Here is a 15,990-nt window from a genome sequence, read left to right on the forward strand (position 1 = left end):
GTCCAGAAAATAATATACTATGTTAGTGTGCGTCTATGAACAAAAGAAAGGAGAATTATGATGAACGAAAAACAACGTTTACAGTACACAGCACAAATTGAAACAGATCATCCAACGGACAAAAAATCCGCTTTGGATGAAAATTTGCAACGTCTCAAGCAAAAAACGAGTCAAGACTATGAAAAATATTTTTCAACTGTATTTGTTCCTCCATCTTTAAAAGAAGCGAAAAAACGTGGAAAAGAGGAAGTGAAATATCATAAAGATTTCTCCATTCCAGAAGAGTTTCGTGGCATGGGGAACGGTCGTAAATTTTACATTCGTACGTACGGCTGTCAAATGAATGAACATGACACAGAAGTGATGGCTGGAATTTTTATGGCGCTCGGCTATGAACCAACGGATCGCCCAGAGGATGCCAACGTCATTTTGTTAAATACGTGTGCCATTCGTGAAAATGCAGAGAATAAAGTATTCGGAGAAATTGGACATTTAAAGCCACTCAAACAAAATAACCCGGATTTATTGCTTGGGGTATGCGGCTGTATGTCGCAAGAAGAATCAGTCGTCAATAAAATTTTGAAGCAATTCCAATACGTTGATATGATCTTTGGCACGCACAATATTCATCGTCTTCCGTATATTTTGAAAGAAGCCTATATGTCAAAAGAAATGGTTGTTGAAGTATGGTCAAAAGAAGGCGATGTCATCGAAAACTTGCCGAAAGTGCGCAAAGGAAATATTAAAGCGTGGGTTAATATTATGTACGGTTGCGATAAGTTTTGTACGTACTGTATCGTTCCGTATACACGCGGTAAAGAGCGTAGCCGTCGTCCAGAAGATATTATTCAAGAGGTACGTCACTTAGCTGCACAAGGGTATAAAGAAATTACGCTTTTAGGACAAAACGTGAATGCGTATGGAAAAGATTTTACTGATATGAAATATAGTCTTGGGGATTTAATGGACGAACTGCGCAAAATTGATATTCCGCGCATTCGCTTTACAACAAGCCATCCACGTGATTTTGATGATCGTTTAATCGAAGTGTTAGCAAAAGGTGGAAATTTAGTTGAGCACATTCACTTGCCTGTACAGTCGGGAAGTAGTGAAGTGTTAAAAATGATGGCGCGTAAATATACACGTGAACAATATTTAGAGCTTGTTCGTAAAATTAAAGAAGCCATTCCAGGTGTGGCGCTTACAACAGACATTATTGTCGGATTCCCGAATGAAACAGATGAGCAATTTGAAGAAACGTTGTCGCTCTATCGCGAAGTCGAATTTGATTCTGCATTTACGTTTATTTACTCGCCACGTGAGGGAACACCGGCAGCAAAAATGGTTGATAACGTGCCAATGGAAGTGAAAAAAGAACGTTTACAACGCTTAAACGCATTAGTAAACGAAATTTCTGCGAAAAAAATGAAGGAATATGAGGGACAAGTTGTCGAAGTATTAGTAGAAGGGGAAAGTAAAAATAACCCAGACGTTCTCGCTGGATACACACGTAAAAACAAGCTTGTGAACTTCGTTGGACCTAAGTCTGCGATCGGTCAACTTGTAAACGTGCGCATTACAGAAGCAAAAACATGGACATTAAATGGAGAAATGGTAGAAGAAACGATCGAGGTGAAATAACGTGGCGAAATATACAAAGGATGACATCGTCCAAAAAGCAAAAGAATTAGCTAAAATGATTGCTGAAACGGAAGAAGTAGAGATTTTTAAACAAGCAGAAGCCAAAATTCATGAAAATGAAAAAGTACGCACGATGATTGCTAAAATTAAATCGTTACAAAAACAAGCCGTAAACTTGCAACATTACGGAAAAGTTGAAGCGTTAAAAAAAGTAGAAGCAGAAATTGATGAGATTTACGAACAGCTATCAGACATTCCGATTGTAGAACAATTTAAACAATCGCAAGTAGAAATTAATGATTTGTTGCAGCTTGTTGCGTCCACGATTTCAAAGACGGTGACAGATGAAATTATTACATCGACAGGTGGCGATGTGTTACGAGGAGAAACGGGTGCCCAAGTGAAACATAGCCATTGCGGCCATTGCCATTAAAGAGTCCATTTCACATGGGCTCTTTTTTTATTTTTGTCACATATTTCGAACAAGTTGCATACAATGAACTATACGGAATGATTGTTTTTTTATGTACACTTTTAGTTTTTTCGTGCATAGGATAAAATGAACAATGCATTTTTGAGGAGGGTTTGTTTCATGTCCCAATACAGAGAAATTATTACAAAGGCAGTTGTTGGAAAAGGGAGAAAGTTTACGCAATCGACGCATACCGTTTCCGCGCAACATCGTCCAACGAGCGTGCTCGGTTGTTGGATTATTAATCATCGGTACGAAGCGAAAAAAGTGGATCGTAGTGTTGAAATTCATGGAAAGTATGATGTGAATGTTTGGTATTCGTACAACGATAATACAAAAACGGAAGTGCTCACAGAAACGGTATCTTATACCGATGTCATTCCGTTGAAGTATCGTAACGAAGAACTCATTAGCGAAGAACAAGAAGTGATTGCACGTGTTGTTCAGCAACCAAATTGTTTAGAATGTACGATTGCTTCAACTGGAAATAAGGTAACTGTGGAAGTAGAGCGAGAGTTCATCGCTGAGGTCATCGGGGAAACAAAAGTACGGATTGCGGTCGTTGATACATCATCTGAAGAAGTCGATGAGGATATTGAAGCTGAATTAGAACAGTTAGATGAAGAGCTTCTTCAAGAAGGAAGCAATAAAAACTAGGAAGTTTGTTCTTCCTAGTTTTTATTTTTTGTTATAATAATTGAAGTCAAGATTTCGGACGTTGGAGGAAAGGTCATGGCTTATACACCAATGATTCAGCAATATTTAGCAATTAAATCACAATATAAAGATGCCTTTTTATTTTTTCGTCTCGGTGATTTTTATGAGATGTTTTTTGAAGATGCGATTAAAGCATCACAAGAGCTAGAAATTACGCTTACTAGTCGTGACGGGGGCGGAGAAGAACGCGTGCCAATGTGCGGTGTACCTTATCATTCAGCCGCGATGTATATTGAACGTTTGATTGAGAAAGGATATAAAGTTGCGATTTGTGAACAAGTTGAAGACCCGAAAACTGCCAAAGGGGTTGTGCGACGCGAAGTCGTTCAACTCATTACCCCTGGAACAGTTATGGAAGGGAAGCAACTGGAAGACAAAGCAAATAACTATTTAGCTTCATTGACATCATTTGAGGATGGTACGTATGGATTTGCATATGCAGATTTAACGACTGGAGAAAGTCGTATGACGATGCTCCATGCATTTGAAGATGTGCTCAATGAAATTTATTCTATTGGCGCGAAAGAAATAGTCGTTCCAACAGCGTATCAAGAAAAATGGGAATTATTGCGAGAAAGATATGCTCTTACCATTTCGTATGAAGATGAAACAACCATTCCGCTTGATTGTACATCTATTGTTTCACATTTGAAACAAGAAAAATTACTCGTGACGTTTGGGAGATTATTAAATTATTTAGTAAAAACACAGAAGCGACATTTAGATCATTTACAGCCGGTCGAGCTGTACGAAGTCGATGCACATATGAAAATCGACATGTACTCTAAACGTAATTTAGAGTTGACGGAAACGATTCGGAGTAAAGGAAAAACAGGTTCTCTTTTTTGGCTTCTGGACGAAACGATGACTGCGATGGGTGGACGTCTACTTAAGCAATGGATTGATCGTCCGTTATTAGATCGTGAAAAAATTGAACAGCGATGGCATTTTGTTGAACAACTGTTGATCCATTATTTCGAGCGTCAAGAATTACGCGAATATCTTCGCAGTGTATATGATTTGGAGCGATTAGCTGGGCGTGTGGCGTTTGGAAATGTGAACGCGCGTGATTTAATTCAATTGAAAAAGTCGTTAAAACAAGTACCTTTCATTTCCTCACTTCTTATGCAAATTCAAGATGATCACGTTCAATCATTTGCAAAACATTTAGATGCATGTGAAGAACTTGTTCAATTGTTGGAAGAAGCAATTGAGGAAAACCCACCGCTTTCCGTGAGAGAGGGTGGCATCATTAAAGATGGTTATAACGAAACGTTAGATCGCTTCCGGGATGCTAGTCGTAATGGAAAGACATGGATTGCGCAATTGGAAGCAAAAGAGAGAGAAGTAACAGGAATTAAATCATTAAAGATTGGTTACAATCGCGTATTTGGATACTATATCGAAGTAACAAAAGCGAATCTACATTTATTGCCAGAGGGTCGATATGAACGTAAACAAACGTTAGCGAATGCTGAACGTTTTGTGACGAAAGAACTAAAAGAAAAAGAGGCACTAATTTTGGAAGCAGAAGAAAAAAGCATGGAACTTGAATACGAACTGTTTGTTTCTATACGTGAACAAGTGAAACAATATATTGTTCGTTTACAAAAATTAGCGAAATACATGAGCCAATTAGATGTTTTACAATGTTTTGCTACGGTTAGTGAAAAATATAATTATTGTAAACCGCAGTTTTCTTATGATCGCCGTCTTGTCGTTCGACAAGGACGACACCCCGTTGTAGAGAAAGTGTTAGGAGCAAATGTTTATGTTCCAAACGATTGTTATATGGATGCTGAACGAGAAATGTTGCTTATTACAGGTCCGAATATGTCTGGAAAAAGCACATATATGCGTCAAATCGCATTAACGGCGATCATGGCACAAATTGGTTGTTTTGTCCCGGCGGAGGAAGCGGTATTACCGATCTTTGATCAAGTATTTACGCGCATTGGAGCGGCTGACGATTTAGTTGCCGGGCAAAGTACGTTTATGGTAGAAATGCTTGAGGCGCGTCATGCAATCGTTCACGCAACACAAAACAGCCTCATCTTGTTTGATGAAATTGGTCGCGGAACATCCACATACGATGGGATGGCGCTTGCACAAGCGATGATTGAATATATTCATGATCGTATCGGCGCTAAAACGCTATTTAGTACCCACTATCATGAATTAACAGCACTTGAACAACAATTGCCGCGTTTAAAAAATGTGCATGTGAGTGCAGTTGAAGAAAATGGTAACGTTATCTTTTTGCATCAAATTAAAGAAGGTCCGGCGGATAAAAGTTACGGCATTCATGTCGCGCAATTAGCGAAGCTGCCGTTAGACTTAATTCAGCGGGCGGAGCAAATTTTGCGGGAATTTGAGACAAATGCAACACCGATCGTTAAAGAAAATAGAAAGCAGTTTGAGCAGTTAAGCATGTTTGAAGAACAACACGACGAAGGGCGCTCAAGTGCATCGAAAAAAGAAAAAGAAGTGATCAAGCGTATCCAATCTCTTAATTTGCTTGATATGACACCGTTAGAAGCAATGAATAAATTATACGAAATTCAAAAATTATTAAAGTGAAAGGAGGGAAAACGTGGGGAAAATTCGTAAGCTTGATGATGCGTTAGCGAATAAAATTGCGGCAGGGGAAGTTGTGGAGCGCCCGGCTTCTGTCGTGAAAGAACTTATTGAAAATGCGATTGATGCTCATAGCACGATTATTGAAGTGGAATTAGAAGAAGCGGGATTAGCGAAAATTCGTGTTGTTGACAATGGAGATGGTTTTGAGGAGGAAGATTGTTTTTTAGCGTTTGAACGACATGCAACAAGCAAAATTAAAGATGAGGCAGATTTGTTTCGCATTCGTACGCTCGGCTTTCGAGGAGAGGCGTTGCCTAGCATTGCTTCCGTTTCACATTTAGAATTGAAGACGAGTACCGGTGAAGGACCAGGGACGTGGCTCGTTTTAAAAGGCGGAGAACTTGTGCAGCATGGTCGGACAAGCAGTCGAAAAGGAACAGATATTACCGTTTCTCATTTATTTTTCAATACGCCAGCGCGTCTAAAATATATGAAAACCATTCATACGGAACTTGGTCATGTTGTTGATGTGATAAATCGTCTAGCGCTTGCACATCCGCATATTTCATTTCGGTTAACACATAACGGAAAACAACTGTTTTATACGAACGGAAATGGGGATGTAAGGCAAGTATTGGCAGCGATTTACGGATTGGATGTCGCCAAAAAAATGATTGCGATTCATGCGGAGACGCTCGATTTTACAATTGACGGTTACGTTGCTTTACCTGAGGTGACGCGTGCGTCTCGGAATTATATGACGACGATCGTAAATGGACGGTATATTAAAAACTATTCGTTATATAAAGCGATTGAAGAAGGATATCATACGCTTCTCCCAATTGGACGGCATCCGATTACCTTTTTAAATATTATGATGGATCCGCTTCTTATAGATGTGAATGTTCATCCAGCAAAATTGGAAGTGCGTTTTAGTAAAGAAGCCGAGTTAAACGAGCTTGTTCAACAAACGATTCGCCAATCATTTCAAAAAAAGACGTTAATTCCTGAGGTAACGGCACCGCGAGTAGAAAAAACGAAAGCAGAACAACAAACGTTTTCGTTTGAACATATCGTGAAAGAATCAAATACGATGTCACCACGTGTAACGGAGATATATCGTGATCAAGAAAAGAAAACAGAAGAGCGAATCGTGTTGGAGAAAAGTGACGAACGTGTTCGTGATCAAGATGTCAAGCCGCTTGATGTAGAATCCGTTGTTCCAAGCGAACATGTAACAGGAGAGATGGATCAAGAACGCATTCCGCCATTATATCCGATTGGCCAAATGCACGGGACGTATATCTTAGCTCAAAATGAAAACGGGCTATATATTATTGATCAACATGCTGCCCAAGAACGAATTAAATACGAATACTTTCGTGAAAAACTAGCAACCGTTACAAATGAATTACAGCCGTTGCTTATCCCATTGACGCTTACTTATTCATCAAGTGAGTATGTACTTATTGAAAGTTACCGTGATCAATTAGCTGCTTGTGGTGTGTTTTTAGAGCCGTTTGGTCATAACAGTTTTATTGTTCGTTCTCATCCCCAATGGTTTCCGAAAGGGGAAGAAGTAGCAATTATCGAGGAAATGATCAAGCAAGTATTAGAGATGAAAAAAGTGGATATGAAGCAACTAAGGGAAAAAGCTGCCATCATGATGAGTTGCAAACAGTCGATTAAAGCGAATCAATTTTTGCGTAACGATGAAATATTTGCGTTGCTCGAATCGTTGCGAAAAACGAGCGATCCGTTTACATGTCCGCACGGTCGCCCAATTATTATTCATTTTTCTACGTATGAATTAGAAAAAATGTTTAAACGCGTCATGTGAAAATGGATGTTTTTTCACATTTTTTCAAAATGAAATGATAAAATGCATATTGTTTGTCTATAATAGATGAATGTGAATTAGAATGGAAAGTAGTGGTATTTTATGGGAGAGAAAGTCGTTGTGTTAATCGGTCCAACGGCTGTAGGGAAAACGAAAATGAGTATACAATTGGCGAAACGCTTAAACGGGGAAATTATTAATGGCGATTCGATGCAAGTATATAAAGGATTGGATATTGGAACAGCTAAAATTCGTCAAGAAGAAACGGAAGGTATTCCACATCATTTATTAGATATAAAGGAGCCGCATGAATCTTTTTCTGTGGCAGAGTTTCAGACGCTTGCCCGTTCACTTATTAAAGATATAACGAAACGAGGAAAACTTCCGATCATCGTTGGTGGTACAGGGCTATATATCCAATCTGTTATTTACGATTATCAATTTTCAGACGCCCCTTCTAACGACTTGTATCGCCAGTCACTTGAACGTTGTTCACCTGATGAGTTGTATGAACAACTGAAACAAATTGATCCCTTAAGTGCAGAACGCATTCATCCGAATAACGTTCGTCGTGTCATTCGTGCGTTAGAAATTTATCATTGTACAGGAAAAACAATGACAGAATGGCTGAAAGAGCAAAAACGTCAGCTGGTATATAACGTAGCACTTATTGGATTGACAATGGAACGAGAGAAGCTATATGCACGTATTAATCAACGAGTAGATCAAATGATTGATCAAGGGTTGATTGAAGAAGTGAAACGATTATATAAACAAGGTTTACGTGACTGTCAAGCAATTCAGGCAATCGGCTATAAAGAGTTATATGCGTATTTTGACGGGATGCTTACGCTGAAAGAGGCAATCGAACAATTGAAACAAAACTCTCGTCGCTACGCAAAGCGTCAGTTCACATGGTTCCGAAATCAAATGCCTGTTCAATGGTTTGACATGACCGATGATACAATATTTGAAAGACGAGTGAGTGAAATTTTGCATTACATAGAAGGAAAGTTTCACTTTCAGTCGAATATGTAAACGTAATGTAGAGAGAAAAAGAGGAGGACGAAGCAATGAAAAACACGATAAACATTCAAGATCAGTTTTTAAACCAATTGCGGAAGGAAGAAACAACGGTTACTGTATTTTTGCTAAATGGATTTCAATTGCGTGGGTTAGTGAAAGGATTTGACAATTTCACAGTATTGTTAGAAGTGGATGGAAAACAACAATTAATTTATAAACATGCCATTTCCACATTTGCACCACAAAAAAACGTAAAAATTGAGATTGAGTAAGATATATCGCTCACCTATATCGGTGGGCGATTTTTTCGTTAGGCATTTGTCACGAAATGGGCGATGGTAGCGTATATTGATAAAAGAAGCAACGATGAAGGAGAGGTGACGTTGCCTTGTCAGAGTTGACGATGAAGCAAACAAAAAGTCAAATTAATATCGTGCTTAATGCGAAAAACGTTAATTATTTACCGAAAGAAGAAACACCGAATCGCATTGATTATCATCAACATGCAGTATTGAAAGAGATTCAGAAGGAACTAGATGAGTTAGTTGGACTAAGTGAAGTGAAAAAATTAATTAAAGAAATTTACGCATGGTTATACATTAATAAAGCACGTCAAGCAAATGGATTAAAGGGAAATAAACAGTCTCTTCACATGATTTTTAAAGGGAATCCCGGGACTGGGAAAACGACAGTTGCTCGTATTCTTGGTAAGTTATTTTTAGAAATGAATGTGTTATCTAAAGGACATTTTATTGAAGCAGAACGTGCGGATTTAGTTGGCGAATATATCGGTCATACCGCCAATAAAACACGTGACTTAATTAAGAAAGCACGTGGAGGTATTTTATTTATTGACGAAGCATACTCCCTTGCGCGTGGAGGGGAGAAAGATTTTGGAAAAGAAGCGATTGATACGTTAGTAAAAGGAATTGAAGATTTTTCTGATGACTTAGTCGTTATTTTAGCAGGATATCCAGCCGAAATGGACTATTTTTTATCTTTAAATCCAGGATTGCCGTCACGCTTTCCGTTAATACTTGAATTTCCTGACTATACAGCAGAGGAACTTGTACAAATTGCAAAACAAATGCTTCATATAAGAGAATACGAGCTTACTAATGAAGCAGAACGAAAGCTACGTGAACATATTGAGCAGCTATTAGCCGACGGATATCAAAGAAAATTTAGCAACGGCCGTTACATTCGAAATTTGATTGAAAAAGCAATTCGAAAACAAGCGGTACGTCTGTTGCACGAAGGGCGTTACGATAAAAAAGAATTAATGATTATACGTGAACGTGACCTAGTTGTTGAATGAATAGGAAAGGGGGCCTTTCCTATTTTTTTTATGTGAGTAAAGAAGGGTTTCTTTTTTATTTGTAGAATATAAATAATCTGAAAATAAAAAATATTATTTATATCGATATAAAAATATAAGGGAGGGATTGTTTTGTATTTAACGATTGGTGAAGTGTTCACACAGACGGTAAGAAAGTTCCCGAAAAAAGAAGCGCTCGTTGATGTTCGTACAGGCCTTCGCTACACGTACAAACAATGGGCAAAAGAAGTGGACAAACTTGCAAACGCTTTCTTAAAAGCGGGTGTGCGAAAAGGAGACCGTGTATCGACTGTGCTATTTAATACGGCAGAACTGGCGACTGCTTTTTTTGCGTGCGCCAAAATCGGCGCTGTCTTCAATCCGATTAATTTTCGTTTGCGACCAAAAGAAATCGCTTACATTTTAGCGGATGCTACCCCAAAAATCGTGCTATTTGAACAAGCAGTCGAACCACAAATCACAGCCATTCATCATGAATTTCCACACATTTCTTTTTGGATCATTGACGGGCAAGTGCCAACATATGCTGTTTCTTATCACGAACAAATCCAATGTGCAAGCGACGAACTTCCAGCCATCGACGTTTTCGAAAATGATTTGTATGCGATTATGTATACAAGCGGCACGACAGGGCGCCCAAAAGGAGTGTTGCATCGCCACCGCGACATGATCGAACAAAGTTTAATTTGCAATTCGGTCATGCGCATTCGCGAAACAGAGCGAGGGCTTGTCACCGCACCGATGTTCCATTGCGCAGAATTGCATTGTTGCTTCCTTCCACGCGTCCATGCTGGCGCAACAAACGTAATTGTTCATCATTTCGACCCGAAACAAGTATTAACGGTCATCGAACAAGAACAAATTACCATCTTATTTGCCGCACCGACGATGTGGAATATGCTCTTGCAAGAAAAATTATCCGATTATGATTTATCGTCGCTTCGCATCGGTCTATACGGAGCCGCTCCGATGGCGCCAGTGCTTGTGAAAGAATGCAAAGAGCGGTTAGGCATTGATTTAATCCAAGCGTACGGCATGACGGAAATGGGACCAGCTGTGACGTTCTTGTACGAAGATGAGCAGTTAACGAAAGCCGGATCTGCTGGGCGTGCGTGCTTAAACCATGAAATTCGCATCGTCAAACCGCGCGAAGACGGTCCATCCGACCCAGACGACATCTTGCCACCGGGACAAGTTGGCGAAATTATCGTTAAAGGTCCATGCATGATGGTTGGCTACTACAACCGTGAAGATGCGACCGAAAAAGCGATGTATAAAGGCTGGTATCATTCTGGCGATTTAGGCTATATGGATGAAGACGGTTATTTATACGTGGCCGACCGCGTCGATGACATGATTATTAGCGGCGGCGAAAATGTCTATCCGCGCGAAGTAGAAGACGTGCTTTACGAACATGAGGACGTGCTTGATGTCGCAGTGCTTGGCGAGCCAGATGCGCTATGGGGAGAAAAAGTCGTTGCTTTCGTCGTCAAAAAAGACCAACAGCTTACCGCCGAACAATTAGAGGAGTTTTGTAAACAAAGCGACAAGCTCGCTCCGTACAAACGACCGCGCGCGTACTATTTTGTCGAGGCACTGCCACGCAATGCGAGCGGAAAAATTCAAAAGTTTTTATTGCGTGAACAAATGAAAAAAATGGCGCAATCATAAGGTGGGGACAACATGGCAACATATTTGCATGAAGAACATCACATTTTTCGGGAGGCGTTCCGAAAGTTTTTGCAAAAAGAAGCGTACCCGTTTTATGCGGAATGGGAAAAACAAGGAATCATTCCACGGGAGTTTTGGCGGAAAATGGGGGAGAACGGATTTCTTTGTCCGTGGGTAGATGAAGCGTACGGTGGATTTGGTGCCGATTTCGGCTATTCAGTCGTTATCAATGAAGAGTTAGAAAAAGTAGGGTCTAGCCTTGTCGGCATCGGCTTGCATAACGATATCGTCGTTCCGTATATCGCCTCGTACGGCACAGAAGAACAAAAGAAGAAATGGCTACCGAGGTGTGTATCTGGAGAACTCATCACCGCCATTGCGATGACCGAACCAGGCGCAGGTTCTGATTTAGCAGGTATCCAAACAACGGCGGTGAAACAAGGTGACCATTATATCGTCAACGGGCAAAAAACGTTCATTACAAATGGCATTCATGCGGATTTAGTCCTCGTCGTTTGCAAAACGAACCCGAGTGCGAACCCGCCGCATAAAGGAATTAGTTTGCTTGTGGTAGAGCGAGAAACACCGGGGTTTACACGCGGTCGGAAGCTCGAAAAAGTCGGATTGCATGCCCAAGATACAGCGGAGTTATTTTTTAGCGACGCGAAAGTTCCGGTGGAAAACTTACTTGGAGAAGAAGGAAAAGGATTTTACTATTTAATGGAAAAATTGCAACAAGAGCGGCTCATTGTTGCGATTGCTGCACAAACAGCAGCAGAAGTGATGTTTGACTTAACGAAGCGGTATGTGAAAGAACGTACGGCGTTTGGGAAAACGATTAGCCAATTTCAAACCGTCCAATTTCGGCTTGCGGAAATGGCGACGGAAATTGCGTTAGGGCGCGCGTTTCTTGATGATGTCATCGAACAGCATATCGCAGGCAAAGACGTCGTAGCAAACGTATCGATGGCGAAATGGTGGATGACAGAAATGGCAAAGCGTGTTGCTTCGGAAGGGATGCAGCTTCATGGCGGCTATGGCTATATGGAAGAATACGAGATTGCCAGACGTTACCGCGATATTCCGGTGAGCGCCATTTATGCCGGAACGAATGAAGTGATGAAAATGATCATTGCGAAACATCTTGGGCTTTAGGGGGGATTTTGTTGCTTGCTGGAATAAAAGTGATTGATTTTTCCCATTATCTCCCCGGTCCGTTTGCGAGTCTTCGCTTAGCGGATTTAGGGGCGGAAGTAATCAAAATCGAGCCGAAAACAGGCGATCGAATGCGGGAGTTAGCCGATGATTACCTTTTTGACGCGAACAATAAAAATAAAAAAAGCATCGCGCTCGATTTGAAGGACGAGCAAGATGTTCAAATCGCGCAACAGCTTATCCGCGAAGCAGACGTCGTTATCGAAAGTTTCCGCCCCGGTGTCATGAAAAAGTTTGGGCTTGGCTATGAAGATGTATCCGCCCTCAACCGATCGATCGTATATTGTTCGATTAGTGGCTACGGTCAACATAGCCGGTATGCGTCGTTTGGGAGTCATGACTTAAATTATATGGCGCTGACCGGTGTCTTAGCACAACTCAAAGACGACAACGGCCGTCCGATTCACCCGACGATCACGCTTGCCGATCTCATTACGAGCATGCATGTCGTCGAACAAGTTGCCGCTGCTTTGTATGCCCGGGAGCGGACGGGAGAAGGGCGTTATATAGACGTTGCCCTTGTCGACGGCTTACTTTCAATGATGACAAACCATTTTGTAGTAGAACACTATACGGGGCAAAAAAACGGGATTCCTGTATTAGCTGGAACGGTTGTGTCGTATCATTTGTACGAAACGAAAGACGGGCGCTATATGGCGCTTGCCGCGCTGGAAGCACACTTTTGGCGCAATTTTTGTGGCGCAGTCGAAAAGCCAGAATGGTATGAAGGACATTTATCGGCAGCTTGTGACGACAATCCTCTCTTTCTAGAAATAAAGCAGTTGTTTCGCACAAAAACGTTCCAACAATGGATTGCGTTTGCCGAGCAAGTCGATTGTTGCTTAACGCCGGTATTCGAAACGGATGAAGCGAAAACGTGGTTTGCAAATAACGCGTACCGAAAAATGATTCATATCGACAATGACCAAATTGAAGTGGCGACTCGTTATGACGAACATTTTTTTACAAAACGTACAAAAGCACCAAAGCTAAACGAACATGGAGGAGTGCATGCATATGATGAACGTTCCATTAAATATTGCGACAATGCTTGAACGGGCAGAAATGTTTTTTCCGAAAAAACAAGTCATTTCGCGGATGAAGAACGGGCTTGTCCGCCACACGTATCAAGAAATTGGCGAACGGACGAGAAAGCTTGCGAGCGCATTACGAACACTTGGCGTCCATACAGGAGACCGCGTCGGTACGTTTGCATGGAACCATCATCGCCATTTAGAAGCGTATTTTGCCATTCCAGGCATCGGGGCGGTGTTGCATACGATTAACATTCGCCTGTCGCCACAACATATCGCCTATATTATTAATCACGCCAACGACCGCGTACTATTGATTGACGACGACCTACTGCCGCTCATTGAACGAGTGAAAGACGAAATAAATGTCGAAGCGTTTATCATTATGACCGATGACCCCACGCTTCCGGAGACGACGCTTGCGCCTGTTTATCATTATGAGGAATTGCTACAACAAGCCGAGCCGATTTCCTTTGTCAAAGACATTGACGAGCATAGCCCTGCTGGGATGTGCTATACGTCCGCAACAACTGGAAATCCAAAGGGCGTGTTATACTCCCATCGTGGCATCGTTCTCCATAGCATGGCGCTAGGGCTTGCCGATAGCGCGGCGCTGTCGGAATCGGATGTGGCGTTGCCAGTCGTGCCGATGTTTCATGCGAATGCGTGGGGCTTGCCGTTTGCGGCGGTTTGGTTCGGGACGACGCTTGTTATGCCGGGCGCAGCGTTTACGCCGAAACTATTGGCCGAACTGATGGAACAAGAGAAAGTGACGCTTGCGGCTGGTGTGCCGACCGTTTGGCTTGGCTTATTGAATGAGTTGGAAAAAGGCACGTACGATTTACGCAGTGTGACGCGCATTTTATGCGGTGGTTCAGCAGCGCCAAAAGGAATGATTCGCGCCTTTGAAGAAAAATACGGCATCCCGTTCGTGCACGCCTACGGCATGACGGAAACGAGTCCGCTTGTCGTTTTATCGCGTCTAAAAAGCTACCAGCAGCATGTATCGAACGAAGAAAAATTGGACATTCGCGCAAAGCAAGGATTTCTTGTGCCAGGGGTAGAAATGAAAGTGATTGGCAAAGACGGCGAAGTAGCGTGGAACGGAACAGAAATGGGCGAACTATGCTTGCGCGGTCCGTGGATTGCCGACGAATACTACAACGATGAGCGAAGCAAAGACGCATTTCGCGATGGTTGGCTATATACGGGAGATGTCGTCACCGTCGATGAGGAAGGATTTATTAAAATCGTCGACCGGACAAAGGACGTCATTAAAAGCGGTGGGGAGTGGATTTCGTCTGTCGATTTAGAAAATGCCTTGATGGCACACGAAGCGGTGTTTGAAGCTGCCGTTGTGGCGGTGCCACACCCGCAATGGCAAGAGCGACCGATCGCTTGCGTGGTAGTGAAAGAAGGAAAACATGTGACAAAAGAGGAACTATACGACTTTTTACGTCCGCAATTTGCGAAATGGTGGCTGCCGGATGAGATTGTTTTTATGAACGAAATTCCGAAAACAAGTGTCGGAAAATTTTTAAAAATGAAATTGCGCGAACAATTGCGCGATTATTTCACGAATGTTCAATAGGGGGAGTAGCGATGCAAACAATTGCAGTCATCGGTGCTGGCTTAATGGGAAGCGGCATTGCCCAGTCGCTAGCGATGGGCGGAAAAACGGTTTATTTATACGATATTTCCGAAGCAGCGCTTGAAAAAGGAATGCAGTCGATTCAAAAAAGCCTTGCTCGCTTTGTAAAGGCTGGTAAACTACAAGAACAAGAAGCAACGGCTATTCTTGCCCGCATCCAAACCGAAACGAATTTGCAAGAAGCAGTAAAAGAAGCGGACGTTGTCATCGAAGCGGTGCCAGAACATTTGCCGCTCAAAAAACAAGTGTTTGAACAGCTTGACCGCTATGCGAAACAAGAAGCAATTTTGGCGACAAATACGTCAGAATTAAGCGTCACGGCGATTGCTGCAGCGACTAAACGTCCGAGCCAAGTCGTCGGCATGCATTGGTTTAACCCAGCGCCAGTCATGAAGCTCATTGAGATCGTCAAAGGCGTGGCAACATCCGAACAAACGATCGAAGTGATTCAACAACTGTCCGAAGAAATCGGCAAAGAAACAGTCGTTGTCAAAGATATGCAAGGATTTGTGACAACAAGAGCGCTTGCGGCGCATATGATTGAATGCATTCGCATGTACGAAGAAGGAGTTGCTTCCGCCGAGCATATTGACAAAGCGATTCGCCTCGGGCTGAATTACCCGATGGGGCCATTAGAACTTGCCGATTTAGTCGGGTTAGATACGATGTTGTTTGTGAGTGAAAATATGACAGAAGCGTATGGCGACCGATTCCGTCCACCACAAACGCTTCGCAAACTTGTCGAAGCGGGGCATCTCGGTCGAAAAACAGGCAAAGGATTTTACACATACGAATGAAAGAAGG

General features: G+C 41.9%; 13 protein-coding genes. All 13 read left to right on the forward strand.

Annotated elements, in window-relative coordinates:
* Positions 1 to 60 precede the first annotated feature (60 nt).
* The 13 genes from miaB to BO219_RS02845 all read left to right on the forward strand — a co-directional run bounded on the left by miaB (position 61) and on the right by BO219_RS02845 (position 15,983).
* Positions 61 to 1,641 (forward strand): tRNA (N6-isopentenyl adenosine(37)-C2)-methylthiotransferase MiaB, encoded by a 1,581-nt coding sequence (gene miaB, locus BO219_RS02785; protein ID WP_077428326.1) that lies wholly within the window; start codon positions 61 to 63, stop codon positions 1,639 to 1,641.
* A gap of 1 nt (position 1,642) precedes the next feature.
* On the forward strand, positions 1,643 to 2,074 hold the full coding sequence (locus BO219_RS02790) for a YlbF/YmcA family competence regulator (protein ID WP_006323460.1): 432 nt from the start codon (positions 1,643 to 1,645) through the stop codon (positions 2,072 to 2,074).
* Between the two features lie 159 nt (positions 2,075 to 2,233).
* Positions 2,234 to 2,770, forward strand: coding sequence for an outer spore coat protein CotE (locus BO219_RS02795; RefSeq protein WP_004890648.1), 537 nt, complete (start codon positions 2,234 to 2,236; stop codon positions 2,768 to 2,770).
* A 75-nt stretch (positions 2,771 to 2,845) separates the two neighbouring features.
* The gene (gene mutS / locus BO219_RS02800; protein WP_077428327.1) at positions 2,846 to 5,410 is read left to right on the forward strand and encodes a DNA mismatch repair protein MutS; all 2,565 of its coding nucleotides are present in this window, start codon (positions 2,846 to 2,848) and stop codon (positions 5,408 to 5,410) included.
* A 73-nt stretch (positions 5,411 to 5,483) separates the two neighbouring features.
* A complete protein-coding gene (mutL, locus tag BO219_RS02805) occupies positions 5,484 to 7,250 on the forward strand; it encodes a DNA mismatch repair endonuclease MutL (RefSeq protein WP_420807096.1) in 1,767 nt (588 codons plus the stop codon).
* Positions 7,251 to 7,352: 102 nt separating this feature from the next.
* Positions 7,353 to 8,288, forward strand: coding sequence for a tRNA (adenosine(37)-N6)-dimethylallyltransferase MiaA (miaA, locus tag BO219_RS02810; RefSeq protein ID WP_006318277.1), 936 nt, complete (start codon positions 7,353 to 7,355; stop codon positions 8,286 to 8,288).
* Between the two features lie 35 nt (positions 8,289 to 8,323).
* On the forward strand, positions 8,324 to 8,548 hold the full coding sequence (hfq, locus tag BO219_RS02815; RefSeq protein WP_004890637.1) for an RNA chaperone Hfq: 225 nt from the start codon (positions 8,324 to 8,326) through the stop codon (positions 8,546 to 8,548).
* Between the two features lie 116 nt (positions 8,549 to 8,664).
* Entirely contained in the window at positions 8,665 to 9,594 is a 930-nt protein-coding gene (gene spoVK, locus BO219_RS02820; RefSeq protein ID WP_004890634.1) for a stage V sporulation protein K, read from the forward strand.
* Between the two features lie 132 nt (positions 9,595 to 9,726).
* Positions 9,727 to 11,286 carry a fatty acid--CoA ligase gene (locus BO219_RS02825; RefSeq protein WP_077428329.1) on the forward strand — a complete coding sequence of 520 codons (1,560 nt, stop codon included), beginning with the start codon at positions 9,727 to 9,729 and terminating at the stop codon, positions 11,284 to 11,286.
* Positions 11,287 to 11,298: 12 nt separating this feature from the next.
* The gene (locus tag BO219_RS02830; protein WP_077428330.1) at positions 11,299 to 12,441 is read left to right on the forward strand and encodes an acyl-CoA dehydrogenase family protein; all 1,143 of its coding nucleotides are present in this window, start codon (positions 11,299 to 11,301) and stop codon (positions 12,439 to 12,441) included.
* Positions 12,442 to 12,452: 11 nt separating this feature from the next.
* Entirely contained in the window at positions 12,453 to 13,556 is a 1,104-nt protein-coding gene (locus BO219_RS02835; RefSeq protein ID WP_077428331.1) for a CaiB/BaiF CoA transferase family protein, read from the forward strand.
* Positions 13,519 to 15,126, forward strand: a complete 1,608-nt coding sequence (locus BO219_RS02840; protein ID WP_077428332.1) for a long-chain fatty acid--CoA ligase — start codon at positions 13,519 to 13,521, stop codon at positions 15,124 to 15,126. Before BO219_RS02835 ends, BO219_RS02840 begins: the two co-directional genes overlap by 38 nt.
* Positions 15,127 to 15,137: 11 nt before the next feature.
* A complete protein-coding gene (locus tag BO219_RS02845) occupies positions 15,138 to 15,983 on the forward strand; it encodes a 3-hydroxyacyl-CoA dehydrogenase family protein (RefSeq protein WP_006318296.1) in 846 nt (281 codons plus the stop codon).
* The last annotated feature ends 7 nt before the right edge of the window (positions 15,984 to 15,990 follow it).

Origin of the sequence: Anoxybacillus kestanbolensis (assembly GCF_001996285.1) — a bacterium.
GTDB lineage: Bacteria > Bacillota > Bacilli > Bacillales > Anoxybacillaceae > Anoxybacillus > Anoxybacillus kestanbolensis_A.